Raw genomic sequence first — 24,653 nt, 5'->3', positions numbered from 1 at the left:
GATATTGGCGGCTTTGATGAAAATTTTTTTCTATATTATGAAGAAACAGATTTACAGAAAAGATTGGTAAATCTTGGATATAAAAATTATATTTTAACAACCACAAAAATTATACATTTAGAAGGTGGTAGTGATTTGGGGGCAACTGTTTCTAATTTCAAAAGAACTGTAATACACCAAAGCAGAAACCGATACTTAAAAAAGCACGATAGAGAAAACTACTATAAGTATATTTTCCTGGATTTTTTTGCAACATTCGGAAGACTAGCGAATAAGCAATATACAACCAAAGAAAAGTTTGCTTTCCTAAAAGCAAATTTTAAATCTTATTTTTAATGAAAAAAAGCACTGTTTTTATTGATTCAAATTCAATTGGAAATTTTCACGAAGTTTTCAATGCCGCTTTTTTTAAAATTTTAGAAGCAAGATTTGAAAAAATTATATATTTATCTTCAGAGTCCAGTTATGAAAATTTAAAGAAGATTCTGGTAAGCAATAATATTAGCTACAATTCCGGTAAAGTAGAATTTAAAAAGGTTAAGATACTGGAAGGAAAAAAATCATATCATATTTTTTTACGAAAAATTTATGCGGGTTTTTTACTGTTCTTCCTGCTGTTAAGATACAGAAATAAAGATATTGTTCTAGCAAATTTAAATGAATTTGGAACTTTATATTTCAATCTTCTTTCCAATCTTTTTAAGATCAATCTTACAATAGTTGCTCATGGTGAATTGGAGTACTTAATTCAGAATGTACCTAAAAATAAACCGATCTTTGTGTATAAGAAACTTCTTCAAAGGTTTTTTAACAGTAAGATCTCAGATAATATTAAGATTATTGCACTAGGAAAATCAATTCGTGAAAAGCTTATTGAATTATATCCTAAAAATAGTGGAGCCTTTGTGAGTATGGAGCATCCATACTTTTTTAAGGATGTATCTGCTGAAAAACAGTCTTCATTACCAATAAAAATGGGAATTGTAGGTGCCGTAGGAGAAAATAAAGGAATGCTTAAATTTATTAAGCTCTCCGAAAGTTTGAAAGATCTTATTATGGAGAAGAAATTGGAATTATATGTGATTGGCAGACATGGTTATCATACAGAAGATTTTCCATTGATTAATTTTATAGCAAAAGCGGATACCATAATACCCACGAATGAATATAATGAAGCAATTAAAGGATTGAACGCTATACTGTTTTTTTATGATCAAAACCAGTATCAGTTAACTGCCAGTGGAGCAATTTTTGATGCAGTCAATCACGAAAAACCGGTAATCGCTATTAAAAATAAGTACTTCAATCATATTTGTTCATATGGAGAAATAGGATATTTATGTGAAGATACTGATGAAATGGAAAGTATTATCAGAAAGGTTATCAAGCATGAAATCAGTTTAGAAACAATAAAAGATTTCAAAGAATTAAAAAGCATTTTTAATTGGAAAAATATTAATTATCCAATTAAGGCTGTTTAGAAAATGAATGTCACAATATGTATTTATATATAATTTTTGGATTAATTAGTTTGCTGTCCTTTTCCGAAATGAATTTTGGGAAAAAGTTTGGGAAAATAGCTGTAATTCCTATAATTTCAGTGTTCTATCTGCTGTCATTTTTGAGATGGGAAAGAGGAACAGACTGGGCTGCATATAAATTTATCTTCGAAAATATTGCAAGTAACGAATACTTGCAAATGATGTATGAGTTTTTGTTTATAAAACTTAATACACTTATTTATTCTACTACAGGAGATTATTCTGTGCTATTATTTTTTGAGGCCTCAATCATTTTTTCTTGCTTTTTTTATGTCATAAGAAAGTATTCTGAAGCACCAGTATTTTCAGTTTTGGTTTGGTTTAGTGTATCGCTTGCCAGTGTGTTTTTTGTAAGACAGGCAATTGCTGTTTCAATCTGTGTTTTAGCCTTACATTTTATCATTCAAAGGAAATTATATCTGTTTTTATTGACGGTATTTATTGCGATGCTTTTTCATAAATCCGCATTAATCTTTTTCCCTGCTTATTGGATATATAACCTTAATCTTTCAAGAAAACAGATTATAATTGTCTTAATTGGTAGCTTTGCTTTAACATCTGTTGCCGGTTCATTACTTACTACCATAGGAAGCAGTGGCTTGGGATCTCTGTCGGAAAGGAGTAACGTTTATATGGAAGCAGGAACAGATGAAGCTTTTGGATCTGGTTATTCACCTATGGAGACCATGATCAGAGGGGTCTCCTACAGACTTTTCCTGATTTTAATTTTCATCGTTTTTTTATTTAAAAATTATGAGAATGCACAATTCAGAGGAATATTTAATCTGTATCTTATGAGTGTGGTACTGTTTATTCTATTTGTCCCTATTTCTGTTGCTTTAATTCGTTTTTCAGGATATTATGAAATATTTCAAATCTTCCTGTACCCGATATTAATTTTACAGACCAAAAACAAAATAGTCAAAAACTTAGTGTTGCTGTTGTTGATTGTCTATTTAGCATTCAAGTTTTATGGCGTTATTTTCGCATACAAAGATTTGTATATTCCTTATAAATCTATTTTTAATAAAGAATTACCAGTTGAAGTTGGATAATATAAATTGAACACATAATTACTTAGTGTATGAAAAATATCGGTTTAATCATTTTGCTTTTTAATATTACATTTTGTTTTTCTCAAGATATTAAGTATGTGTCGATTAATGATGCTGTACAAAATAGTAAGAATATTAATACAACAGACAAAGTATTTCTCCTGGATGAGAATGTGAATGAAGTTTTTGCTTTTGAGAAATATAATGGGCAACTTCCTAAAAACTATAAAGCAGACCAGGTTATCTTTATCAATATAAAAGGACAGGTATATAAAAGAAGTTTCTCTGGGAATGTGAATGCAAAATGGTTTGGAAGCAAGGGAGATGGTAAAAATGATGATGTTACAGGTATTCAGAAAGCAATAGATTATCTTGCAGCTTTTGAAGGTGGAACTTTATTTATTCCAAAAGGAATCTATAAAACAAGTAAAGCAATTGAAGTAAAAGATCCTTTTATCAGTATTACCGGAGAAGGAATTAATGCAACAGTTATCAACTGTTTAGCTGATGGAATCAGACTGTCACCTTATAAAGATGTTTCAAGTGCTAAAGTAAGTGAATTAAGCATCAAAGGAACCAATAAAGCAGCTACGGCAGGTCTTATACTTAATAATTCAAATTTTTATTTTCTTGAAAAACTGAGGATTTCAAACTTTGATATTGGAATTAAAGGAGCTACATCTGTAAATAATAAAATACGCGATTTCTATATTGGTGCATGTAGAAAAGGAATTGTTTTTGAAAATGGAAGTTATTTTACTTCAATTACAGATGGAATAATTACAAATTGCTCAGAAATAGGAATAGAAGAAAAGGGCTCAAGACTGATGATCCAGAGAGTGGATATTGAGCAGATTGGTACCCCAAGAAATAAAGGATATGCAGAAGGAGGAATCGCTATTTTATGTGGTGCATCCACAGAAGTTAGAGATTGCCATATTGAAACAACTGAAATAGGATTTGGTTTAAATGGTTCTGGTAATGTTATTATAGACAATTGCTATCTTGGCTCAGGAAAATATGGTGTAAAGCAAATTAATAATGATGTAATTAATGGAAATTATTCCTTCAATAATATGCGATTTGTTAATTTTGAAACTGATTTCTATATTCCCAAAACATCCATCTACAATATTTCTGAAGGATGTATGGCATATACAAGTCAGGGGAACCAGAAAAATCTTAAAATAGTTGCAGCTAAAGAGCTAGGTATTTTTAAAAAATTAAAATACAATGCAGCCAGGAATTATGAGATAGAGTCAAATGTAAACACAATTTTGAATAATAATGTTATTAATTGATGCTTTGTATATTAACAATGGCGGGGGGAAAGTTCTTCTTGATTATTTAGTTCAGAAGTTAGTGGATCATAAATTGGAAGTTTTTTATCTCTTTGATGAAAGATGTTCAAATGATTTTGGCTACATTCCATCTGATCGAAAGCAGTATTTAAAAGCATCCTTATCTAACAGACATACGTTTTATAAGAATAATTCTCAAAAGTTTACTAAAGTATTCTGTTTTGGAAATTTACCTCCAACGATTCGGTTAAATATACCAGTTTACACCTATCTTCAACAGAAATTATTTCTTACTATTCCGAAAGAATTTAATATTTCCCAAAGATTATTGTTTAGAGTAAAATCCCTTATTTTTTCTAAATTTTTGAAGAATACAAATTTTCTTTTAGTGCAAAGCAATTTGATGAAAGAAAGCTTTTTGAAAAAATATACATTTAACGCTGATAATGTAGTAACACTGCCATTTTATCCAAACGAGGATTTAATAAATAAAGAAGATCAGAGGGAAGCTGATTCATATATTTATGTAAGTGCAGGAGCTCCACATAAAAATCATATCCGGTTGTTAAATGCATTTTGCAAATTTTATGATGAAACAAAAAGAGGGAAATTATATATAACAGTGGACCTTGGCACATTTATTTCTCTGGGAGAATTCATTCAAGAGAAAATAAACCAAGGATATCCTATCGTTAATTTAGGATTTGTTAAAAGAGAACAGTTAATAGAACGATATAATAAAACCGAGTATTTAGTTTTTCCATCTTTGGAAGAAAGCTTTGGGCTAGGTATTGTAGAAGCTATAGAATGTGGCTGTAAAGTGATTGGTGCTAATTTACCTTATATGTTTCAGGTATGCGAACCAAGTGTTACTTTTGATCCTTTTGAAGAAAAAAGTATTTATCTCGCATTGGTAGAAAGTATAAAAAATAACGTACATTCAACACAGCAAATCATTAAAAATGAAATAAATCAATTGATTAAATTATTAAATTAAGACATGCAAATAAAAGATAAAATACTATTAATCACAGGTGGAACAGGTTCTTTTGGAACAGCTGTTTTGAATCGTTTTTTACAAACAGACCACTTTAAAGAAATTCGTATTTTTTCTCGTGATGAGAAGAAACAAGATGATATGCGAAATCTTTATAAGGATGATAAAATTAAATACTATATCGGTGACGTACGCGATTATAGTTCGGTAGAACCAGCGACACGAGGTGTAGACTATATTTTTCATGCTGCTGCTTTAAAGCAAGTTCCTTCATGTGAATTTTTTCCGATGCAAGCGGTAAAAACCAATGTGGAAGGTACCCAAAATGTAATTCGGGCAGCTGCGGCCAACAAGGTTCAGAAAGTGATATGTCTTTCTACAGACAAAGCGGCTTATCCAATTAATGCCATGGGTATTTCTAAAGCAATGATGGAAAAAGTTGCAGTTGCTGAGGCCAGAAACCTTACCGATACTGTAGTTTGCTTAACACGTTATGGCAATGTGATGGCATCCCGGGGATCAGTTATTCCTTTGTTTTTAAATCAAATTCAAAAAGGGCAGCCTATTACGATAACAGATCCTAATATGTCAAGATTTTTCATGTCATTGGAAGATGCCGTTGATTTGGTTTTATTTGCTTTTGAAAATGGAAATCCGGGAGATTTATTTGTAAACAAAGCACCAGCAGGAAGCATTGGAGATTTGGCTCAGGCATTAATCGAAATGACAGGAAAAGAAGTTCCTGTTAAAATTATTGGAACACGTCACGGAGAAAAACTATATGAAACGCTTTGTACCCGTGAAGAAATGACTAAAGCAGAAGATATGGGAGACTTTTATCGTATTCCAGCTGATAATCGAGACCTAAATTATGCTAAGTATTTTTCGGAAGGTGAAGAAGATGTTTCTAAAATAGAAGATTACCATTCTCATAACACAGAACAGCAAGGAGTTGAAGGGCTTAAAAAATTAATTTCTAAACTACCGCTTATTCGAAAAGAAATTTTTGGAGAAGACGTTATGCAATATCCATATTAATTAGATTTAAAATTCGAGAAATTATGACTCTGGCTGGTAAAAAACATGAAGATGAGAGAGGAATTATCACTTTCAATAATGAATTTGATGCTTCAGAAGTTAAACGTATTTATACCATAGAGAATCATTCTACAGAGTTTATAAGAGGCTGGCAAGGCCATAAAATAGAGCAACGTTGGTTTGCTTGTATGAAAGGGGAGTTTGAAGTGTCAGTGATCCAAATTGATGACTTTACTCAGCCTTCAAAAGATTTAATGATTACGAAATATCAGTTAGATTGCGAATCCTTAACTTATCTGCATATTCCAGCAGGGTATATAACTGCAATTCAAGCAAAAAAAGAAGGAAGTAAATTACTGGTTTTAGCAGATTATGCCTTGGGCGAAATCCAAGACGAATACCGATTCTCATTAGATTACTTTAAAAATTAACTATGAAAAAAGTAGGAATTACTGGACAAAAAGGTTTCGTTGGAAGCCATCTATACAATACTTTGGGATTATTTCCAGAAGAATTTGAAACGGTTGATTTTCAAAAAGAATTCTTTGAAGACGACGATAAATTGGATGAATTCACTAAAAAATGTGATGTAATTGTACATTTAGCAGCGATGAATCGTCATGATTCTGAGCAAGTGATTTATGAGACAAATGTTGCATTGTCAAATAAGCTGGTTGCATCGTTAAAAAGAACCCATTCTAAAGCTCATGTTTTGATTTCGTCTTCTACACAGGAAGAACGAGATAATCTGTATGGAAGATCAAAACGTGAGGGCCGCGAAGCCATTGTAAACTGGGCCAATGAAAATGGAGGGAAAGTAACCGGTTTGATTATTCCAAATGTTTTTGGAGCCTTTGGAAAACCTTTTTATAATTCATTTGTTGCTACTTTTTGTTATCAATTGACACATGGCGAAATGCCAACAATAGTAAATGACGGTGAAGTTAAATTGATTTATGTTCAGGAATTGGTCATGAATATTATTAACGAAATTCGATCAGAAAAAAGTGAACCGGAATTATTTATAGAGCCAACTTCAACTAAAAAAGTTTCAGAAGTATTAGCTTTATTGAATGACTATAAAGTAAAATATTTTGATGGTGGAGAGATCCCAGTCCTGAAAGATAAATTCGAACATAATTTGTTCAACACTTATCGTTCTTATATGGATTATAAAACTCATTTTCCAGTTAAATTCACACAACATACAGATCCGAGAGGTGCATTTGTAGAAGTAATTCGTTTAGGAATTGGTGGACAATGTTCTTTCTCAACTACAGTTCCGGATATTACCAGAGGAAATCATTACCACACTCGTAAAATTGAAAGATTTGCCGTAATTAAGGGTAAAGCTTTAATTCAATTAAGAAAAATTGATACGAATGAAGTCTTAGACTTTTATTTAGATGGAACAGAGCCTGCTTATGTAGATATGCCGATTTGGTATACCCATAATATCAAAAACATCGGAAACGAAGATTTGTATACAATTTTCTGGATTGATGAGCCTTTCAACCCGGAAGATGCAGATACCTATTTTGAAACTGTTTAATAGCTAAACATAAAAATGAAAAAATTAAAAGTAATGACGGTCGTTGGGACACGTCCAGAAATTATTAGATTATCAAGAGTATTATCAGCTTTGGATGCATCCGAAGCTGTTGAACATATTATCGTCCATACAGGACAAAACTATGATTACGAACTTAACCAAATTTTCTTTGAAGATTTAGGTCTTCGTAAACCTGATTTCTTTTTAGAGGCAGCTGGTAAGACCGCAACTGAAACGGTAGGAAATATCTTAATTAAAATTGATCCGCTTTTGGAAGAGTTGAAACCCGATGCTTTCTTAGTTTTAGGGGATACTAACTCTTGTCTTTGTGCAATTCCTGCTAAAAAAAGACATATTCCAATTTTCCACATGGAAGCAGGAAATAGATGTTTTGACCAAAGAGTTCCTGAAGAAACCAATCGTAAAATTGTAGATCATACTGCAGACATCAATCTTACTTACTCTGATATTGCCCGTGAATATCTGTTAAGAGAGGGGCTTCCGGCAGATAGAATTATCAAAACCGGTTCGCCGATGTTTGAAGTTTTAAATCATTATTTACCTGAAATTAAAGCTTCTAATGTTTTAGAAAAATTAAACCTTGAAAAAGGTAAATTCTTTGTAGTATCATCCCATCGTGAAGAGAATATCAATTCTGAAAAGAATTTCCGTGGATTAATGACATCTCTTAACGCTATTGCAGAAAAATATCAATACCCGATTATTGTTTCTACACACCCTAGAACACAAAATATGATTAACAAGATGCAAATTGAAATGCGTCCTGAAATTCAGTTTTTAAAACCTCTAGGTTTCCACGATTATAATGCATTGCAAATGAATGCTTATGCATGTCTATCAGACTCAGGAACCATTTCTGAAGAGTCATCAATCTTAAATTTCAGAGCTTTAAATATTCGCCAGGCACATGAGCGTCCGGAAGCGATGGAAGAAGCATCTGTAATGATGGTTGGTTTGTCTCCAGAAAGAATTATGCAGGGATTAGTTCAGGTATTGCAGCAAAAAGTAGATGAAGAAAGAAACTTCAGACCCGTAGCAGATTACTCGATGCCAAATGTTTCAGAAAAAGTAGTAAGAATTATTATTTCTTACACAGATTATATCAAAAGAACGGTTTGGTCCGAAGAAATTTAAGATAATATGAATGTTGTTTTTCTCACGTTAGCCAGTATAGATTCGGTTGAACAGCGGGGTATCTATCAGGACCTGTTGCGGAAGTTCAGAGATGAAGGTCATGACGTTACCATTGTTACCCCTGTAGAAAGACGTCAGAAAATTTCTACGAATTTTAAACAGAAAGAAGGAGTTTCAATACTTCAGGTTAAAACATTCAATATCCAAAAAACGAATATTGTTGAAAAAGGTATTGGTACTTTGGCAATTGAATTTCAGTTTTTGTCAGCCATAAAAAAGTATCTGGCTCATAAAAAATTTGACTTGGTGTTGTATTCAACACCTCCTATTACGTTCGCAAAAGTAATTGAATTTATAAAAAAGCGGGATCATGCTTATAGCTATCTGTTATTAAAGGATATTTTTCCTCAAAACGCAGTAGATATGGCGATGTTGAAAGAAGGTGGTTTTATTCATAAACAATTTTTAAAAAAAGAAAAAAAACTTTACCAGATTTCTGATACCATAGGATGTATGTCCCCTGCAAATGTCAGTTTTGTATTAACACATAATCCGGAAGTAAACCCGAAAAAAGTAGAGGTGAATCCGAATACCATTGAGCCTATAAAGTTCAGTTATTCAGATGAAGAGAAAAAAGCAATTCGTGAAAAATACAATATTCCTGCAGACAGGAAAGTATTTGTTTACGGTGGTAACTTGGGCAAACCTCAAGGCTTGGATTTTCTGTTAGAAACAATTGAAGTAACAACAAATGAAGAAGCTTTTTTTCTGATTGTTGGTGGTGGGACAGAATTTGCAAGAATGAAAGAATGGTTTGATGCAAAACAACCTAAAAATGCTAAACTTTTACAAAGCCTTCCTAAAGAAGATTATGATAGAATGTTAGCAGCATGTGATATTGGATTGATATTCTTGGATAAAAGATTTTTAATTCCTAATTTTCCTTCACGCTTGTTATCTTATTTAGAAATGAAGATGCCTGTACTGGTCGCAACTGATCCGAATACAGACATTGGAGATATTGTAGAAGAGAATGAATGCGGATATAAAGTATTATCGGGAGACCAGGAATCTATGCAAAATTGTTTAAACAAACTGTTAAATGAAGATTTGTCTGTTTTAGGAAATAATGCTGAAAAACTGCTTCTTAATAAATATACTGTTGATAAATCTTATTTTTTGATATTTAGCAAATTAAAATAATGTATAAAAATTTTTTCAAACGTTTTATTGATTTTTTTACTGCGTTAATTGGACTAATACTGCTTTCTCCAATTTTTATAATCGTTACTATTGGGTTGTATTTTGCTAATGACGGTAAGCCTTTCTTTTTTCAACTTCGCCCAGGAATGAATGAGCGCATCTTTAAGATCATAAAATTCAAAACAATGAATGATAAAAAAGATGCCAATGGTGATTTATTACAAGATGCTGATCGGCTAACAGGAATTGGTGCTTTTGTACGGAAAACGTCTTTGGACGAAATTCCACAATTAATAAATGTTCTAAAAGGAGACATGGCATTAATAGGACCAAGACCGTTGCTTCCTGAATATTTAGGATTATATAACGATCATCATAAAAGAAGACATGAAGTCCGTCCGGGTATTACAGGATTAGCACAGGTTAAAGGTCGTAATCAAATGAAATTCTCAGAGCGTTTTAATAATGATGTTTATTATGTTGATCACGTATCATTAAAATTAGACTTAGAAATAATATTAATGACTATAAAGTCTGTGCTTTTTAAATCTTCAACAATAGTTCATGGTCAAACAGTGGATGAAGTTGATGATTTAGGAATAAGTAAAAATCTTAGTAAGAATAATTTCAAAAAATAGCAATATGAATATTAAAGGTAACAAGGTTGTTTTAAGAGCAATAGAAGACAAAGATTTAGAATTACTTCACAAATGGTCTAATGATCCCGAAATTAATTATAAGCTTGGCGGATGGCATTTTCCTTCTAGTATGCAGGATCAACAAAAGTGGTTTAACAACTTTAATCTTAATTCCAATAATCAACGTTTTGCTATTGATACAGAAGAATTTGGATTAATAGGTATGGTCAATATTGTCGACATTAATTGGAAAGATAGACGTGCTTCTACTGGAATGTTATTGGGTGATAAAGATATGAGAGGTAAGGGATATGGTGTAGATACTGTGATGACCATGAATAAATACGCCTTTGAAGAACTTGGTTTAATGAGACTTGATACAACTATTATTGCAAATAATGAACCTTCCATAGGAGTTTATACAAAAAAATGTGGATGGGTTATTGAAGGAACTAAAAAGAATGCATACTTTAGAAAGAATCAGTGGTGGGATGAGCTGATAGTGGGAATAACCAGAGATGATTATTTTGATCTGATAAAAAATAAATAATTATTGGCAAAAATAGATATGTATAAAGAATTTGGCTCCGGTTTTCATTATATACATTCTCAAAATAAAAGTGAAAATTTTTTTGAGAAAAATGATAATTACCATCTGTATTTTTCCGGAAGGGTAGCTCTATATAACTTACTTAAATTCGGAATAAAGACGTATAACTGGAATAAAGTAGGTTTCCCCAGTTATTATTGCCATGAAGTAGTCGGTTTTTTTGCTAATCTGGATATCGAGATTTTGTATTATGATTATAACCCGGAGGCAAATAACAAAGTAATTTGGGAAGATGATTCCCAAAGTGTAATTGTTAATGTTTTGTATTTTGGACAAATTAAAGCTGATTTAACACACTTACGCAATACAGTCATCATTGATGACCTGACACATGATTTAGCAGGTTTCAATAAGTCAACTGCAGATTATTGTTTTGCATCTCTCCGTAAACAGTTGCCGTTAGGAATAGGGGGAATGTGTAAGTATAAACATGGTGAAAATATTGATACAGATCCTGATTATACCACTTTAGCTGAAAAAACATATATAAAAGTTTTATCAGCTATGTTTTTAAAAGAAGAGTATCTACTTAACAATTTAGAAAATAATGATTTATATAGAAGATACTATTTAGAAGCGGAAGATACTTTTAAAGATCCTCTGACTGATTCGCTCATGCCGTCGCAGGCAGAATTAATACTTTCAACATTTCCGGTTGAAGAAATTTTGAGAAAAACGGGAGATAATATTAGCTTAGGAGCTGGCTTAATTAAAAAATCAAGTAAATTTGAAGTTATTCCGAGCCGTTTCTGTTTATTATTAATATTTAAAGATCCAAATAATAGGAATCAGCTCAGACAGTTCTTAATTGATAATAAAGTTTTTCCTGCTGTGTTATGGCCTAATCAGCTTAATAGTAAAGATATAGATCTTGAATCCAGAATTTTAAATATTCATATGGATTTTAGATACTCCGAACAGGAAATAGAATATATAGCAAATAAAGTAAATAGTTTTTTTGAAAATGTATAGATTTGAAGTTATAGATAAATTGCAACCTGAATGGAATCAAATTGTAAAAGCATCCTCTGCTTATGATTTTCACCATACTGCATTTTATCATACAATAGATAATGGTTTTGATAGCAAATTGTTTGTAGCATATGAAGATGATGTATTTGTAGCATTACCATTAGTAATAAGACCTATTGAAGAAACAGGTTTTTATGATTGTACTTCAGTGTATGGTTATGCGGGTCCTATTTCTAACATAAAAGATTTTAATTTCAGTTCAGATCTTAAAGAATTTTTCAAAAAAGAATTTGATAGATACTGTATAGAAAATTCAATTGTTTGTGCATTTTCAAGATTACATCCTTTAATTGACCAAGATCATTTTTTTGAAAATTTTGGAAAAATACTTAATGTTAATAAGACAATTTCAATAGATCTGACACTTCCAATTGATCAACAACGAGCATTATATGGAAAGTCAAATAAGTCACAAATAAATCAATTGCGAAGAAATGGCTTCACCGTTGAAGAAGCTAAAACCAGTGCTGATTTTGATGCTTTTGTTGAAATTTATTATGAAACAATGCACAGAGTAAATGCACTACCAAGTTATTTTTTTACAAAAGAATATTTTCATGCTTTTCTAAATAATAATGATTTTGATAGTAAATTACTTTTGGCTAAGCATGAGGGCAAAATAGTAGCTGGAGGTATTTTCACGATGACCAATAATATTATGCAGTACCATTTATCAGGTACTACGGGAGAATATCTTCGAAATACACCAATGAAGCTACTGTTAGATGAAGCCAGACTTTTAGGGAATGAATATAAAATGGCTGCTTTACATTTAGGTGGAGGGGCAGGAGGTAGTGATGAAGACTCTCTTTTCTTATTTAAAGCCAGCTTTTCAAAGACACAATGTATGTTTAAGGTTTGGCAATACATCATTGATTTAGAAACATATAATAAGCTTTCCGAATCGGTAACAGATAAAAATAGTGGGTTTTTCCCTTTATATAGAAGTAAAAATTAAAAACAGATGTCAGAAAAAATATGGTTATCCTCACCCCATATGGGAGGAACAGAATTAAAATATATTCACGAAGCATTTGATGCAAACTGGGTGGCTCCACTTGGACCTAATGTTAATGGATTTGAAGAAGATTTAGAGAATTTTTTAAATGCAGAGGTAAAAGTAGCGGCATTATCTGCGGGAACTGCTGCAATTCATTTGGCTTTAATTGAATTGGGTGTTGGGTATGGAGACGAAGTTATTTGTCAATCCATGACCTTTTCTGCAACAGCAAATCCTATTGCATATCAAGGGGCAATTCCCATTTTTGTAGATTCAGAAACTGAAACCTGGAACCTTTGTCCAAAAGCATTGGAAGAAGCCATACAAGACAGAATTGCAAAAGGGAAAACTCCTAAAGCTATTTTAGCGGTTCATTTATATGGAATGCCTTATAAAGTGGATGAAGTTTCTGCTATTGCCGAAAAATATAATATTCCTGTCATTGAAGATGCTGCTGAAGCATTAGGTTCAACTTACAAAGGAAAAGCAGCCGGAACTTTCGGACGTTTTGGAGTATTATCCTTCAATGGAAATAAAATTATTACCACTTCCGGAGGTGGAGCATTAGTTTGCCGTTCTCAGGAAGATAAAGATAAAGCGGTTTTTTTATCAACTCAGGCACGAGATAATGCACCTCATTATCAACACTCACATATCGGTTACAATTACAGAATGTCGAATATAACGGCAGGTATTGGGAGAGGACAAATGGAAGTTCTGTCAAGTCGTGTTGATGCACGTAGAGCAATGCATGAATTTTACAAAGATTTATTCGCTACCATTGATGGAGTAACTGTTTTTTCTGAACCAGATGCTGATTATTACTCTAACCATTGGCTTTCCGCCATCGTCGTAGATCCTGAAGTTACAGGAAAAACCCGTGAAGAGCTTCGTTTAGCTTTCCTTGAAGATAATATTGAATCCAGACCTTTGTGGAAGCCAATGCACCTTCAGCCGGTTTTTGCCAATGCACCTTATTATGGGGGAAAAGTAGCAGAAGAATTATTTGATAACGGATTATGTTTACCTTCAGGTTCTAATTTATCTGATGAAGATAGAGTAAGAATATCAAATGTCATAAAAACATTCTTCGGATCTTAATTTTTAGAAATAAATGAATCAGTATACATATTGGAAAACTGTTTTTGATTTTATCCTTGCGATAATGTTGACTGTTTTTCTGATACCACTGCTGATTATTTTATTCATTATTGCTAGTTTAGATACATCTTCCAATGGTGTTTTTTTTCAAAAACGAGTTGGTCAGTATGGAAAAACTTTTACGATTTTTAAGTTTAAAACCATTCATGGGAAAAAAAGGACCTGTTCAAAAACAGGGCAAATTCTCAGAAAATTAAAACTGGATGAACTTCCCCAATTGTTCAATATTTTAAAAGGAGATATGAGTTTTGTGGGGCCGAGACCCGATATTGAAGGATATTATGATAAACTTAAAGGCGTAGATAGAAAGGTACTGGAATTAAAACCTGGGTTGACATGTGAAGCCAGTATTGTATACAGGGATGAAGAAAATATTCTTAAGATGCAGAAAGATCCGTTGCAATATAATGATGAAGTATTATTTCCACATAAAGTAAGAATGAATCTGGATTATCTGGAAAATATATCTTTCAGCAATGATATCAAAATCCTATTGAGAACCCTAATAACTATTTTAAAATAAAATTTTCTGACTATTATGAAAATTAAAGAAACTCCACTTAAAGATTGTTACATTATAGAACCTACTATTTTCGAAGACGATAGAGGGTATTTTTTTGAAAAGTTCAACGAGAAAAAGTTTGAAGAACTTACAGGAATGAACGGACATTTTGTTCAGGACAACATTTCCAAGTCTTCTTATGGCGTTCTAAGAGGGCTTCATCTTCAAAAAGGCGAACATGCCCAGGCCAAATTAGTATCATGCCTTGAAGGAAGTGTATGGGATGTAGCAGTTGATCTTAGAGAAGATTCTCCAACTTTTGGCCAATGGTTTGGAATTGAACTTTCTGCGGAAAACAAATTACAGCTTTATGTACCAAGAGGTTTTGGACATGGTTTTTCCGTATTGAGTACCCATGCAGTATTCTCTTATAAATGTGATAACTTTTATAATAAAGAGTCTGAAGGAAGTGTGAAATATAACGATGCTGATCTTGATATAGATTGGAAAATTGATGAAAAAGATGCTTTGCTTTCAGATAAGGACCAGAATGCCCCTGGCTTTAAAGAAAAAAACTTTTAAAGTATAATACTGAGAACCACTTTTTTAAAGTGGTTTTTATTTTTGTAAGCCTAACTCTTTAATATTTTGTATCTTTGCAGACTCAAAATCAAAAAGATGCGTACAAAATCTGTAGGGAAGAAAAAAATCAATGTAGTTACACTTGGATGTTCCAAAAATGTATATGACTCTGAAGTATTAATGAGCCAGTTGAAAGCCAATGGGAAGGAAGTGGTTCATGAAGATCGCGGAGATATTGTGGTTATTAATACCTGCGGATTTATTGATAATGCTAAAGAAGAATCAATCAATACCATTCTAGATTATGTAGAGGCTAAAAACAGAGGTGAAGTAGAAAAAGTATTCGTTACAGGATGTCTTTCCGAAAGATATAAACCGGATTTGGTAAAAGAAATTCCTGATGTAGATCAGTATTTTGGTACAAGAGATCTTCCTTTATTATTAAAGCATCTTGGAGCAGACTATAAGCATGAATTAGTAGGAGAGCGATTAACGACTACACCAAAACATTATGCATACCTAAAAATTTCAGAAGGATGTGACAGGCCATGTTCTTTCTGTGCAATTCCTTTGATGAGAGGTGGGCACGTTTCCACTCCAATTGAAAAGTTAGTTTCTGAAGCTCAAAAACTTGCGAAAAAAGGAACGAAAGAATTAATTCTTATTGCTCAGGACCTTACTTATTATGGGTTGGATATTTACAAAAAAAGAGCATTGGGAGACTTACTGAAAGAATTGGTAAAAGTAGAAGGAGTAGAATGGATTCGTCTTCATTATGCTTTCCCAAGCGGTTTTCCTGAAGATGTTTTGGATATCATCCGTGAAGAACCTAAAGTTTGTAATTATATAGATATTCCTCTTCAGCATATCAATTCTGATTTGTTGAAATCTATGAAAAGAGGAACTACCCATGAAAAGACTGATGCTCTTTTAGGAAAATTCAGAGAGAAAGTTCCTGATATGGCAATCAGAACAACCCTGATTGTAGGATATCCGGGAGAAACTGAAGAAAGATTCCAGGAACTTAAAGATTGGGTAAGAGAACAGAAATTTGACAGATTGGGATGCTTCACTTATTCTCATGAAGAAAATACCGGTGCTTATGTATTGGAAGATGATATTCCACAGGAAGTAAAAGAAGCAAGGGTAGAAGAGATCATGGAACTGCAATCTCAGATTTCATGGGAAAAGAACCAGGAAAAAGTGGGGAAAGTGTTCAGATGTATGTTTGATCGTAAGGAAGGAAACTACTTTATTGGAAGAACAGAATATGATTCTCCGGATGTAGATAATACCGTTTTGGTGTCAGCTGAGGATACGTATATTTCCATTGGAGAATTCGCAGATGTGAAGATTACTTCGGCTGAAGAATTTGACCTATATGGTGAATTAATATAAAAATATAAACCATTATTAATCAGAACGAAAAGTTTTGTATTTTGAAGAATAAAATATGAAATATTAATTAAATTTAACAAAAAATAATTCATATTAATGTTTTTATATAGTTGATTTTCAATATTTTGTTGATTTGTGTATTAAGAATTTTTAATTTTCTTTTATAAAGTATGAAAATTAGAAAATTATGTCTTAAATTTGCGCCATAAGCAATGTTTTTAAATCATGTGCTATCAATAAGTTATTTGTTAAAATTGGCTAAAATTTACAAAAAAATGTTTTTGTAAATTGTATTAGTATAATATAATAATCGCAAGTTGGTATTCATTTTCCTTTTGGAAATATTGATGAAAAATAATGTAATTAAAATCTTTAAAAACTTATGAAAAAATTTTTATTAACAGCGACGATGCTCGTTGCCTTTACGGCTCTTTCAAAGGCTCAGCAGGGGCGAGTGGGGATTAACACAACCACACCTGCCGCGACTTTAGATGTAGTAGCTAGTACCGGATGCTACTAGACCTGATGCCTTATTAGTCCCTCGTCTATCAAGAGCTGATCTTGAAGCCAAAACTGCAGCTTATGCTAATGGTAATGCTACTGCGGCGAGTGCTCAAAATGGAGCGCTTGTATTTATTAACGCACTAGGAGGTACAGGAACTGGTAAAACAGTTAATGTTACAGCTAATGGATTTTATTATTATGATGGTACAAATGGGAATAACGTTTGGAAACCTGTAGGTGGTGGTGGAACTCAAAGATACGAAGGTATTGTAGGGACTACTGCATCTGTTACCGGTGCTGCTTATACAGTTGCTAATAGTGACTTCCTTATTGTAACAGCTGCTGCTGCAGGAGTTACAATAACATTACCTGCTGCTGATGCTACAAATGCAGGTAGAGTAGTGGTAATCTCGAATCAGAATACATCAGCAACTACGGTTACTGTAATATCTGCAAATGGTGTTGCACTTGCAGGTACTGCTACTGTTCTACAATTTAGAGGAAAACAATTTGTGTCTGATGGTACAAAATGGGTTTCAATATCGTATAACTAATATTTAAAAATCCAATACAATGAAAAAAATAGTATTATTTAGCATATTTTGTTTCCTTTCATCTAATTTATCCCATGCTCAGATTGCAACTAACCAGCAACCTGTTTCTACAGTTACAGATGAGAATGTATTCTTGGACGCAAGTTCAAATTTCGATCCAAGTGCCAATTCATCTAATACAAATGGTAAAGGGTTAGTATATCCAAGAACTAATCTTACTACATGGGTATTTAAAACAGACAATGTGGATGGAATCAATTTTCCTACAGGTTTTGATGGAATGATTGTTTACAATACAGGAACAGGGAACACGTTAACAGGGACTAATAATCCAACTGTTGCTTCTGCTGTAACTCCAGGTTTTTATTATTTCTCTAACCCTATAGTAGCAGGTACTGCTACAGGGAGTGCTGCTGTTTCAACAGGAAGATGGTTGCCAATAGGATCAAGCCCAAGAGTGAATATCGCTACTGCTGAAACAACTACAAATACAGCAATCAACGGAAATCAGATATATGCTAAGAGAGGAACCTTCACCACGAGTGGAACTTCTACAGCTCCTACAGCCTATTCAAACCAGGCTGCAATTGCAAGCCCGGGAAGCCTTTATAGAATAACAATTTATCAGTCAGGAACAAATAATGTATACTCAAACAGTGTATATTCATATGCCGCTGATGGTTCTTTTGTAACAGGGTCACCAAGTATGTCTGTAGTTTATCCTGCAGGAACATATAACTATACTGTAGAGTATACAAAAACAAACAATTAATTTTTGATTAATTATAACTTATAGAAGCCGATGATTTAATTTTCATCGGTTTTTTTATTTAATCCGCCCAAATGTTATCAGAATATTTTATGACCGTGTCGAATTGAAAGAGCATAAAAGTATTTTATTGCAAATTAAAACCAGCAGCTAGTTCGTTGGTTTTTATCCTTTGATAACGTTTTATTTAGAATACCTCTCATGTTAATTAGATAAGAATCAGAACAAGATATCATTTAAAATAAATCCTGGTTAAAATTAAAAGAATAAGAAAAATTGATTCTAATTTGATTTTTTGGTATTTAAGTATGTTATGAATTAATTACTGATATATAGGATACTTAGATTGTTTACGTTTCAAGAGATAGGTTTCGTAATGGAGAAGATTTGATAATGGCCTTTTAAAACCAATTAAAAATGAATTGGAAAGAAATACTGTATTAAATATAATTTGATGCTTTTTAGGGATAAGATTTTCATATGAAATAGATGAAGCATATTGTATATACATATAAGAGACTTGTTTACTTTTCTTGCAAAAAGTTTTTTCATCTGATTCTTAACCCTTATTTTTGAAAGAGAATTACCAAGAGAAGTTGATCTTTTAAATAAATAATGAATAAAAATAGGATATGATTTGAGGTAATAATTAATTAACCTTAAATTTTGAACCTAATATTGCTGTTAAAATAATTCCTTAGAATTAAAATTTGTCACGTTAGAGCTATTCTATCAGCTATTTTATGCTGTAGAGACTCTTAACATTTTTAGTCTTTCAAAAATTAGTTTTATACATTTAATTAATATTTTACGTTTTTGTAAGTTATTGGTTATTAATTATTTGTGTTTTGGTTTTATTTGAATTATGCATAAATTAGTTAATTAAATTAACATTTAACTCATTTTTTTAACACTTTTTAACAATGGTCTTTAAAATCTCTATTCATAGGAGGTTGCAGGGTTAGTTAACATTTAATTTAGATTTTATTAACAGTTTTTAACAATTGAAATAGGGAGTTAATGAGATTCCTGATACTTTTGCCCTGTCAAAACCAATAAAAGTTCAAAATGATGAAAAGATTCATTCTCGTAATCATAATGATGATTTCAACCTTAGGTGTTTACTCATTTACAAGTAATGCCTTAGATGCGAAAAAAACAAGTTATGCATCGTACTACCACGATAAATTTAACGGTAGAAAAACTGCTAGCGGAGAAATCTTTGATAACTCAAAGTTTACTGCAGCAAACAGAACGCTTCCATTTGGAACAAATGTTAAGGTAACAAACCTTAAAAATGGGAAAGAGGTAATAGTAAGGATTAATGATAGAGGACCTTTCCATTCATCAAGATCTTTAGACATGTCTAAAGCAGCGTTCGATGAGATCGGAGATATCAACCATGGTACAATTCCGGTCGAATATGAAATTGTCGATTAATTTTATGATTTAAATTAAAAAAAGCCAGCTGATTTCAGCTGGCTTTTGTGTTGATAGATATGGAGGTATATTATACATCCAGTTCCAATAAGGCGGGACAATGATCTGAATGTACTGCCTCTTTTAGAATAGCAGCCCGGGTAAGTTTATTCTTTAAACTGTAAGAAGTGAAATTATAATCCAGTCTCCAGCCTTTATTTCTTTCCCTTGAATTTTGTCTGTAGCTCCACCATGTATAATTATCAGGCTCATTGTTGAAAAATCTGAAACTGTCAATCAATTCACATTCATTGATGAAATCGGTCATCCACTCTCTTTCCATAGGAAGAAATCCAGAAACGTTTTTTAAGCCAACAGGATTGTGAATATCAATCGCCTCGTGGCAGATATTAAAATCTCCTGATATAATAAGATTGGGAATCTCCTTTTTTAGGTTTTTGATATAAGTAAGAAAATCATGGCAGAACTGCATCTTGAAATCAAGTCTTTCAATATTCGATGCAGAAGGTACGTATACTGAAATCGCAGAGAATCCATCAAAATCAGCACGGATGACTCTTCCTTCATTATCGTAACTTTCAATACCGCAACCATATTCCACATGATTAGGTTTTACTTTGGAGGCAATTCCTACACCACTGTAGCCTTTTCTTACTGCTGAATGCCAATAGCTGTGGTATCCTAATTTCTCAAGACTTTCGATGTCTATCTGGTCGTTTCCGGCTTTGCTTTCCTGAATACAGATTATATCCGGATCTGCAGCTGTAAGCCAACCCAAGAAATCTTTGGTAAACGCGGCTCTGATTCCATTGACATTGTATGTAATTAATTTCATTAGTTTTCTATAAATATTTTAAAATTTTCGTTGTATTTCGAGGGAATAAATTCGGTAATGTCATAATCCGCTATTTGATGGATATGGAAAGGATCATCTTTGATAATCTGCTCAACCTCATTTTTAGAAGCAGCTCTGCATATAATAATTCCCCCGGTTCTTGGCTCTTTTCTTCCCGAAGCAATAAAAAACCCTAAGTCATAATGTTTTTGAAGAAAGGAATTATGTTCCGGAATATAGCGCTCCACATTTTCAATAGGTACTTTATACGTAAGTGAAATAATGAACATTTTTTATTTTTTTACGAAGATAGGAACTCTTACAGACTATAAAAAAAGAAGCGGGAAAAATCAATTGATTTTTCCCGCTTTAAACCCAAAATTAAATAAACTATGAAAAAAACTACTTGGGTTCTAAAATGCTGATAGGAATGATACATTCTTCCAATGAGATTCCACCGTGTTGGTAGGTTTCTTTATAGTAATTTACAAAATGATTGTAGTTCTTAGGATAAGCAAGGAATATATTGTTTTTAGCAAAAATATATTTTGAACTTAAATTTCCTTTTGGAAGGAAAAGTTTTTCCGGATTGGTAATCGCCCAAACATCACTGTCATCATACGTTAAGCTTTTACCTGTTTTATATCGGATATTAGTAGAGGTTTCTCTGTCACCCACTACTTTGCTTGGTTTTTTAACATAAACTGTTCCGTGGTCAGTGGTAATCACTAACTTATAACCGTTTTCAGCTGCTGTTTTAATAATCTTCAATAAAGAAGAATTTTCAAACCAATTAAGCGTTAAAGAACGGAAAGTTTTATCATCACGGATAAGCTGGTCTACAATATGATTATCGGTCTTAGCGTGAGAAAGAATATCAATAAAGTTGTAAACAATCACCAAAAGATCATTGTTCTTGTGCTGATTGAAATCATCGTAGATCTTTCTTTCAAAATCAGCGTTCAATACTTTAAGGTATTTCATAGACTTGGATCCAAGACCTATTCTCTTCATCTGATCTTCCAGGAAGTCACGTTCAAACTCATTTTTGTTTCCTTCTTCATTGTCATTAAACCATTTATCAGGGAAACGTTTTTCAATTTCCGATGGCATCAGACCTGCAAAGAAGGAATTTCTTGCATATTGTGTAGCAGTTGGAAGGATACTGTAATAATAATCTTCCGAAATTTTATTGTAATATTTTGTAAATAATGGCTCAACCACTTTCCATTGATCGTAACGAAGGTTATCAACCATTAATAAAAGAACTTTTTCTTTTTCAACCTCAGGCTTTACTTTTTCCTTAAAAAGGGTATGGCTCATCAGGGGTTTATCAGAATCAGTAAGCCAGTCTGCATAATTTTTTTCAATAAACTTGGCAAACTGAATATTAGCTTCCTCCTTTTGAGATTGTAGAAGATCCGCAAATTCATTATCTGCCACTTTATCGAACTTGATTTCCCAGCTTAGTATCTTTTTATAATATTCAGCCCAGTCCTGGTAGGTTCTTAAATAAGAAAGTTCCATAGAAAGGTTTCTGAATTCTTGTTGGTATTGTAAAATAGTTTTTTGTTCTACAAGATTTTCCTGCTGAAGGTTCTTTTTTAATGAAAGTAAGATCTGGTTAGGATTGACAGGTTTTAGGATGTAATCTGCAATTTGGGAACCGATAGCCTCTTCCATGATGTGTTCCTCTTCACTTTTGGTTACCATTACTATTTTTAAGGAGTTGTCTTTTTCCTTAATCATAGGAATTGCTTCCAGCCCGGAAATACCAGGCATATTTTCATCAATAAGCGTTAGGGCAAATTTCTCTGAATCCATAAGTTCCAAAGCCTCATTTACATTGTTAACAGGGGTTACCTGATAACCTTTCTTTTCTAAAAATACGATATGAGGTTTAAGTAAATCTATTTCATCATCGATCCATAATATCTTTTCTGACATAATTTATTTTTTACATGGTTATTGTATCAAAATGTTGACCAAATCCTTTTAAAATCTCACAAAATAGGAAGTTTAAAAGTTAAATATTAGTTAAATGGAAATGGCCTATCACACTTCCTGTTTCTGTATGAGTTAATTCTTATTTTTTATATATAGCAAAGCCCTTTCCAAAACTTCATCTTTGCCGTTTTTGAGCCCTTCTGCAGTTGGTTTTACCAGGATATCCGGAATAATTCCTATCCTTTGGGTTTCTCTGCCATCCGGATAGTAGGCTCCAAGGCCGGTAAAGCAAGTATCCAGGTCTGCAATTTTAAACTTGATAATATCTCCATTAGCACCGGAAGTATTGCTGCCGATCACTTTAGACTTTGGATGCTTCTTGAACATCATTGTGGTAGTCTCCGCCTGACTTTGGGTATTTTCGTCTACCAAAACGATTACATTTCCTTTATAATAATCGGGATTCTTGCGGCCAATATTGTTCTTTCTGCTATAAAATTTACCAGGATAATTTGTTTCCGGGAAGTTGAACTGATAATAAGTGGTGGATTGGGGGAGTAGCAGTTCACTTAGAGGGATGATGGTAAGCTTGGGATAATTTCTAAGATCAAAAATGATTGATTCCGCAGATTTTAGGTTTCTGTACATTTCACTCACATCATCTTTAGCAAGGATTCCCATATGGACGTAGCCTGTTTTTTTTTCCTCATCCAGGAACTCCCATTTTTGAGGAGCCGGAACTTTCTTGATAATAATATCTTTAATAAAATAAGTTTTAGCAATTACCTCCATATTCTGTCCGTTTCTTTCTAGTTTAACGGAAAGCGAATCGCTACTACTGAAAAGAAGTTTACTTTTTACCTTATTTACTTTTCCCCAGGAGTTGGAGGCAGGAATGTATTTTCCGAGGCTGTTGACCATTTGAGGAATTGTTTTTCCATTTACATCATAAATAACATCACCAATATTGAATGGCGTTTTTTCATGAAATCGATTGTCGTTAATCTTTGTAATAACTAATTTCCCTTCTGCATAGGAATATTCTACCGGAAGTTTTCTGTTTCCATATTGATGAAGACTAATTAATGGTGAAAAAAGAAAGGCATGGGAGTCATCAGTCTTTGTCACCAGTTCAGCCAAAGTCAATTGATAATCCTGGTCATTATTAATCGTAAGAAATTTTGGAATCATTTCGGTAAGAACATCATTCCAGTTTTGATCCGTTTCATATTTATAAGGAAAAAAATACTCCACGTAATTCCAATATCTGAACAGCTCTAATAAACTGATCTGTTTGGAAGTGAATTTTGATCCATAAGAATTTTCATTTCTGAAAAATATTTTTCTCCCTCCTTTTCCTATATAATGATTGTTACCGATGTTACGGTTGTTTTCAATATAATGAAGTTTCTGAGACGTGGCTTGAGTGAATATATCTGAATTCTTGATCCAGCTCAGATCAAAGTTTTTCAGGAAATATGTTTTATCAGTTTCTTGTAGACATTCTGTACACTCATTGATCTTTCCAAGACTTTCAATCCAACGGGAATATAAATCGTTCAACGCTGCTTTGTCATTGATTCTTTCAAGTTCATTAATTTTTTTGAAAAGTTGCAGATCCCAATTCAGATTTCCTTTTGCTACTTGAGGGTGATAATATTTTAGAAATCCCCAAACTCTGCAAAGGGATTCCAGTTTTTGATTTTCAGATAAAACCTGTGCGGAAAAATGAAGACTTAAAAATAAAAAAATGAAAAGAAAACGTTTTCTCATCAAAAGAATTGAGTTTTCTCAAAGATAAGTGATTAAGGCAAGAACCGCAAAGGTTTTTTGATGAAT

The 24,653-nt window shown here is 32.6% G+C and carries 24 protein-coding genes; 20 read left to right on the top strand and 4 right to left on the bottom strand.

The features are described from left to right. From NBX25_RS19335 to NBX25_RS19240, 20 genes are all read left to right on the top strand, one after another. Positions 1-336: glycosyltransferase family 2 protein (locus NBX25_RS19335; RefSeq protein ID WP_502799790.1), on the top strand; the 336-nt coding region annotated here is incomplete at its 5' end. Next, positions 336-1,481 (top strand): hypothetical protein, encoded by a 1,146-nt coding sequence (locus NBX25_RS19330; RefSeq protein WP_250255057.1) that lies wholly within the window; start codon positions 336-338, stop codon positions 1,479-1,481. The genes NBX25_RS19335 and NBX25_RS19330, both read left to right, overlap by 1 nt. Before the next feature lie 17 nt (positions 1,482-1,498). Further along, on the top strand, positions 1,499-2,596 hold the full coding sequence (locus NBX25_RS19325) for an EpsG family protein (RefSeq protein WP_250255055.1): 1,098 nt from the start codon (positions 1,499-1,501) through the stop codon (positions 2,594-2,596). Between the two features lie 29 nt (positions 2,597-2,625). Next, the gene (locus NBX25_RS19320; protein ID WP_250255053.1) at positions 2,626-3,897 is read left to right on the top strand and encodes a glycosyl hydrolase family 28-related protein; all 1,272 of its coding nucleotides are present in this window, start codon (positions 2,626-2,628) and stop codon (positions 3,895-3,897) included. Beyond that, a complete protein-coding gene (locus NBX25_RS19315; protein ID WP_250255051.1) occupies positions 3,884-4,894 on the top strand; it encodes a glycosyltransferase in 1,011 nt (336 codons plus the stop codon). Before NBX25_RS19320 ends, NBX25_RS19315 begins: the two co-directional genes overlap by 14 nt. 3 nt (positions 4,895-4,897) lie before the next feature. Then, positions 4,898-5,932: a polysaccharide biosynthesis protein gene (locus NBX25_RS19310; protein WP_123857375.1), complete on the top strand. Its 1,035-nt coding sequence runs from the start codon at positions 4,898-4,900 to the stop codon at positions 5,930-5,932. Between the two features lie 23 nt (positions 5,933-5,955). After that, on the top strand, positions 5,956-6,363 hold the full coding sequence (locus NBX25_RS19305; RefSeq protein ID WP_250255049.1) for a WxcM-like domain-containing protein: 408 nt from the start codon (positions 5,956-5,958) through the stop codon (positions 6,361-6,363). Between the two features lie 2 nt (positions 6,364-6,365). Continuing rightward, on the top strand, positions 6,366-7,484 hold the full coding sequence (locus NBX25_RS19300) for a polysaccharide biosynthesis C-terminal domain-containing protein (RefSeq protein WP_123910406.1): 1,119 nt from the start codon (positions 6,366-6,368) through the stop codon (positions 7,482-7,484). Positions 7,485-7,499: 15 nt separating this feature from the next. Next, on the top strand, positions 7,500-8,639 hold the full coding sequence (wecB, locus tag NBX25_RS19295) for a non-hydrolyzing UDP-N-acetylglucosamine 2-epimerase (protein ID WP_123910409.1): 1,140 nt from the start codon (positions 7,500-7,502) through the stop codon (positions 8,637-8,639). A 240-nt stretch (positions 8,640-8,879) separates the two neighbouring features. Continuing rightward, the gene (locus tag NBX25_RS19290; protein WP_250255048.1) at positions 8,880-9,842 is read left to right on the top strand and encodes a glycosyltransferase family 4 protein; all 963 of its coding nucleotides are present in this window, start codon (positions 8,880-8,882) and stop codon (positions 9,840-9,842) included. Beyond that, on the top strand, positions 9,842-10,480 hold the full coding sequence (locus tag NBX25_RS19285) for a sugar transferase (protein ID WP_250255047.1): 639 nt from the start codon (positions 9,842-9,844) through the stop codon (positions 10,478-10,480). The genes NBX25_RS19290 and NBX25_RS19285 overlap by 1 nt, the downstream gene beginning before the upstream one ends. A gap of 4 nt (positions 10,481-10,484) precedes the next feature. Beyond that, positions 10,485-11,030, top strand: a complete 546-nt coding sequence (locus tag NBX25_RS19280; protein WP_123857369.1) for a GNAT family N-acetyltransferase — start codon at positions 10,485-10,487, stop codon at positions 11,028-11,030. A gap of 3 nt (positions 11,031-11,033) precedes the next feature. After that, positions 11,034-12,062, top strand: coding sequence for an aspartate aminotransferase family protein (locus tag NBX25_RS19275; RefSeq protein WP_250255045.1), 1,029 nt, complete (start codon positions 11,034-11,036; stop codon positions 12,060-12,062). Then, positions 12,055-13,080 carry a GNAT family N-acetyltransferase gene (locus NBX25_RS19270; protein ID WP_250255042.1) on the top strand — a complete coding sequence of 342 codons (1,026 nt, stop codon included), beginning with the start codon at positions 12,055-12,057 and terminating at the stop codon, positions 13,078-13,080. The genes NBX25_RS19275 and NBX25_RS19270 overlap by 8 nt, the downstream gene beginning before the upstream one ends. A 6-nt stretch (positions 13,081-13,086) precedes the next feature. Then, a complete protein-coding gene (locus NBX25_RS19265) occupies positions 13,087-14,223 on the top strand; it encodes a DegT/DnrJ/EryC1/StrS family aminotransferase (protein WP_250255040.1) in 1,137 nt (378 codons plus the stop codon). A 13-nt stretch (positions 14,224-14,236) separates the two neighbouring features. Then, a complete protein-coding gene (locus NBX25_RS19260) occupies positions 14,237-14,806 on the top strand; it encodes a sugar transferase (RefSeq protein WP_123910420.1) in 570 nt (189 codons plus the stop codon). Positions 14,807-14,821: 15 nt separating this feature from the next. Next, positions 14,822-15,367 carry a dTDP-4-dehydrorhamnose 3,5-epimerase gene (gene rfbC, locus NBX25_RS19255; protein WP_250255038.1) on the top strand — a complete coding sequence of 182 codons (546 nt, stop codon included), beginning with the start codon at positions 14,822-14,824 and terminating at the stop codon, positions 15,365-15,367. Positions 15,368-15,463: 96 nt separating this feature from the next. Next, positions 15,464-16,765: a 30S ribosomal protein S12 methylthiotransferase RimO gene (rimO, locus tag NBX25_RS19250; protein WP_250255036.1), complete on the top strand. Its 1,302-nt coding sequence runs from the start codon at positions 15,464-15,466 to the stop codon at positions 16,763-16,765. 1,077 nt (positions 16,766-17,842) lie between these two features. Next, positions 17,843-18,595, top strand: coding sequence for a hypothetical protein (locus tag NBX25_RS19245; RefSeq protein WP_123910424.1), 753 nt, complete (start codon positions 17,843-17,845; stop codon positions 18,593-18,595). A 1,065-nt stretch (positions 18,596-19,660) separates the two neighbouring features. Then, positions 19,661-20,032, top strand: a complete 372-nt coding sequence (locus tag NBX25_RS19240; protein ID WP_103293848.1) for a septal ring lytic transglycosylase RlpA family protein — start codon at positions 19,661-19,663, stop codon at positions 20,030-20,032. A gap of 70 nt (positions 20,033-20,102) precedes the next feature. Here the strand turns inward: NBX25_RS19240 and NBX25_RS19235 are convergent, their stop codons facing one another. The 4 genes from NBX25_RS19235 to NBX25_RS19220 form a co-directional block, all read right to left on the bottom strand. Next, positions 20,103-20,867 carry an exodeoxyribonuclease III gene (locus NBX25_RS19235; protein ID WP_250255034.1) on the bottom strand — a complete coding sequence of 255 codons (765 nt, stop codon included), beginning with the start codon at positions 20,865-20,867 and terminating at the stop codon, positions 20,103-20,105. Next, a complete protein-coding gene (locus NBX25_RS19230; RefSeq protein ID WP_250255032.1) occupies positions 20,867-21,157 on the bottom strand; it encodes a YciI family protein in 291 nt (96 codons plus the stop codon). Before NBX25_RS19230 ends, NBX25_RS19235 begins: the two co-directional genes overlap by 1 nt. Before the next feature lie 112 nt (positions 21,158-21,269). After that, on the bottom strand, positions 21,270-22,814 hold the full coding sequence (gene porX, locus NBX25_RS19225) for a T9SS response regulator signal transducer PorX (protein ID WP_123910430.1): 1,545 nt from the start codon (positions 22,812-22,814) through the stop codon (positions 21,270-21,272). A gap of 132 nt (positions 22,815-22,946) precedes the next feature. Further along, complete coding sequence (locus tag NBX25_RS19220; protein ID WP_250255029.1) at positions 22,947-24,587, bottom strand: S41 family peptidase; 1,641 nt, start codon at positions 24,585-24,587, stop codon at positions 22,947-22,949. Positions 24,588-24,653 lie beyond the last annotated feature (66 nt).

The organism is Chryseobacterium sp. Marseille-Q3244 (genome assembly GCF_940807095.1).
In the GTDB taxonomy this organism is placed as follows: Bacteria; Bacteroidota; Bacteroidia; order Flavobacteriales; family Weeksellaceae; genus Chryseobacterium.
Note: the sequence above shows the minus strand (reverse complement) of the source record. Positions and strands in the feature narration are given on the sequence as shown.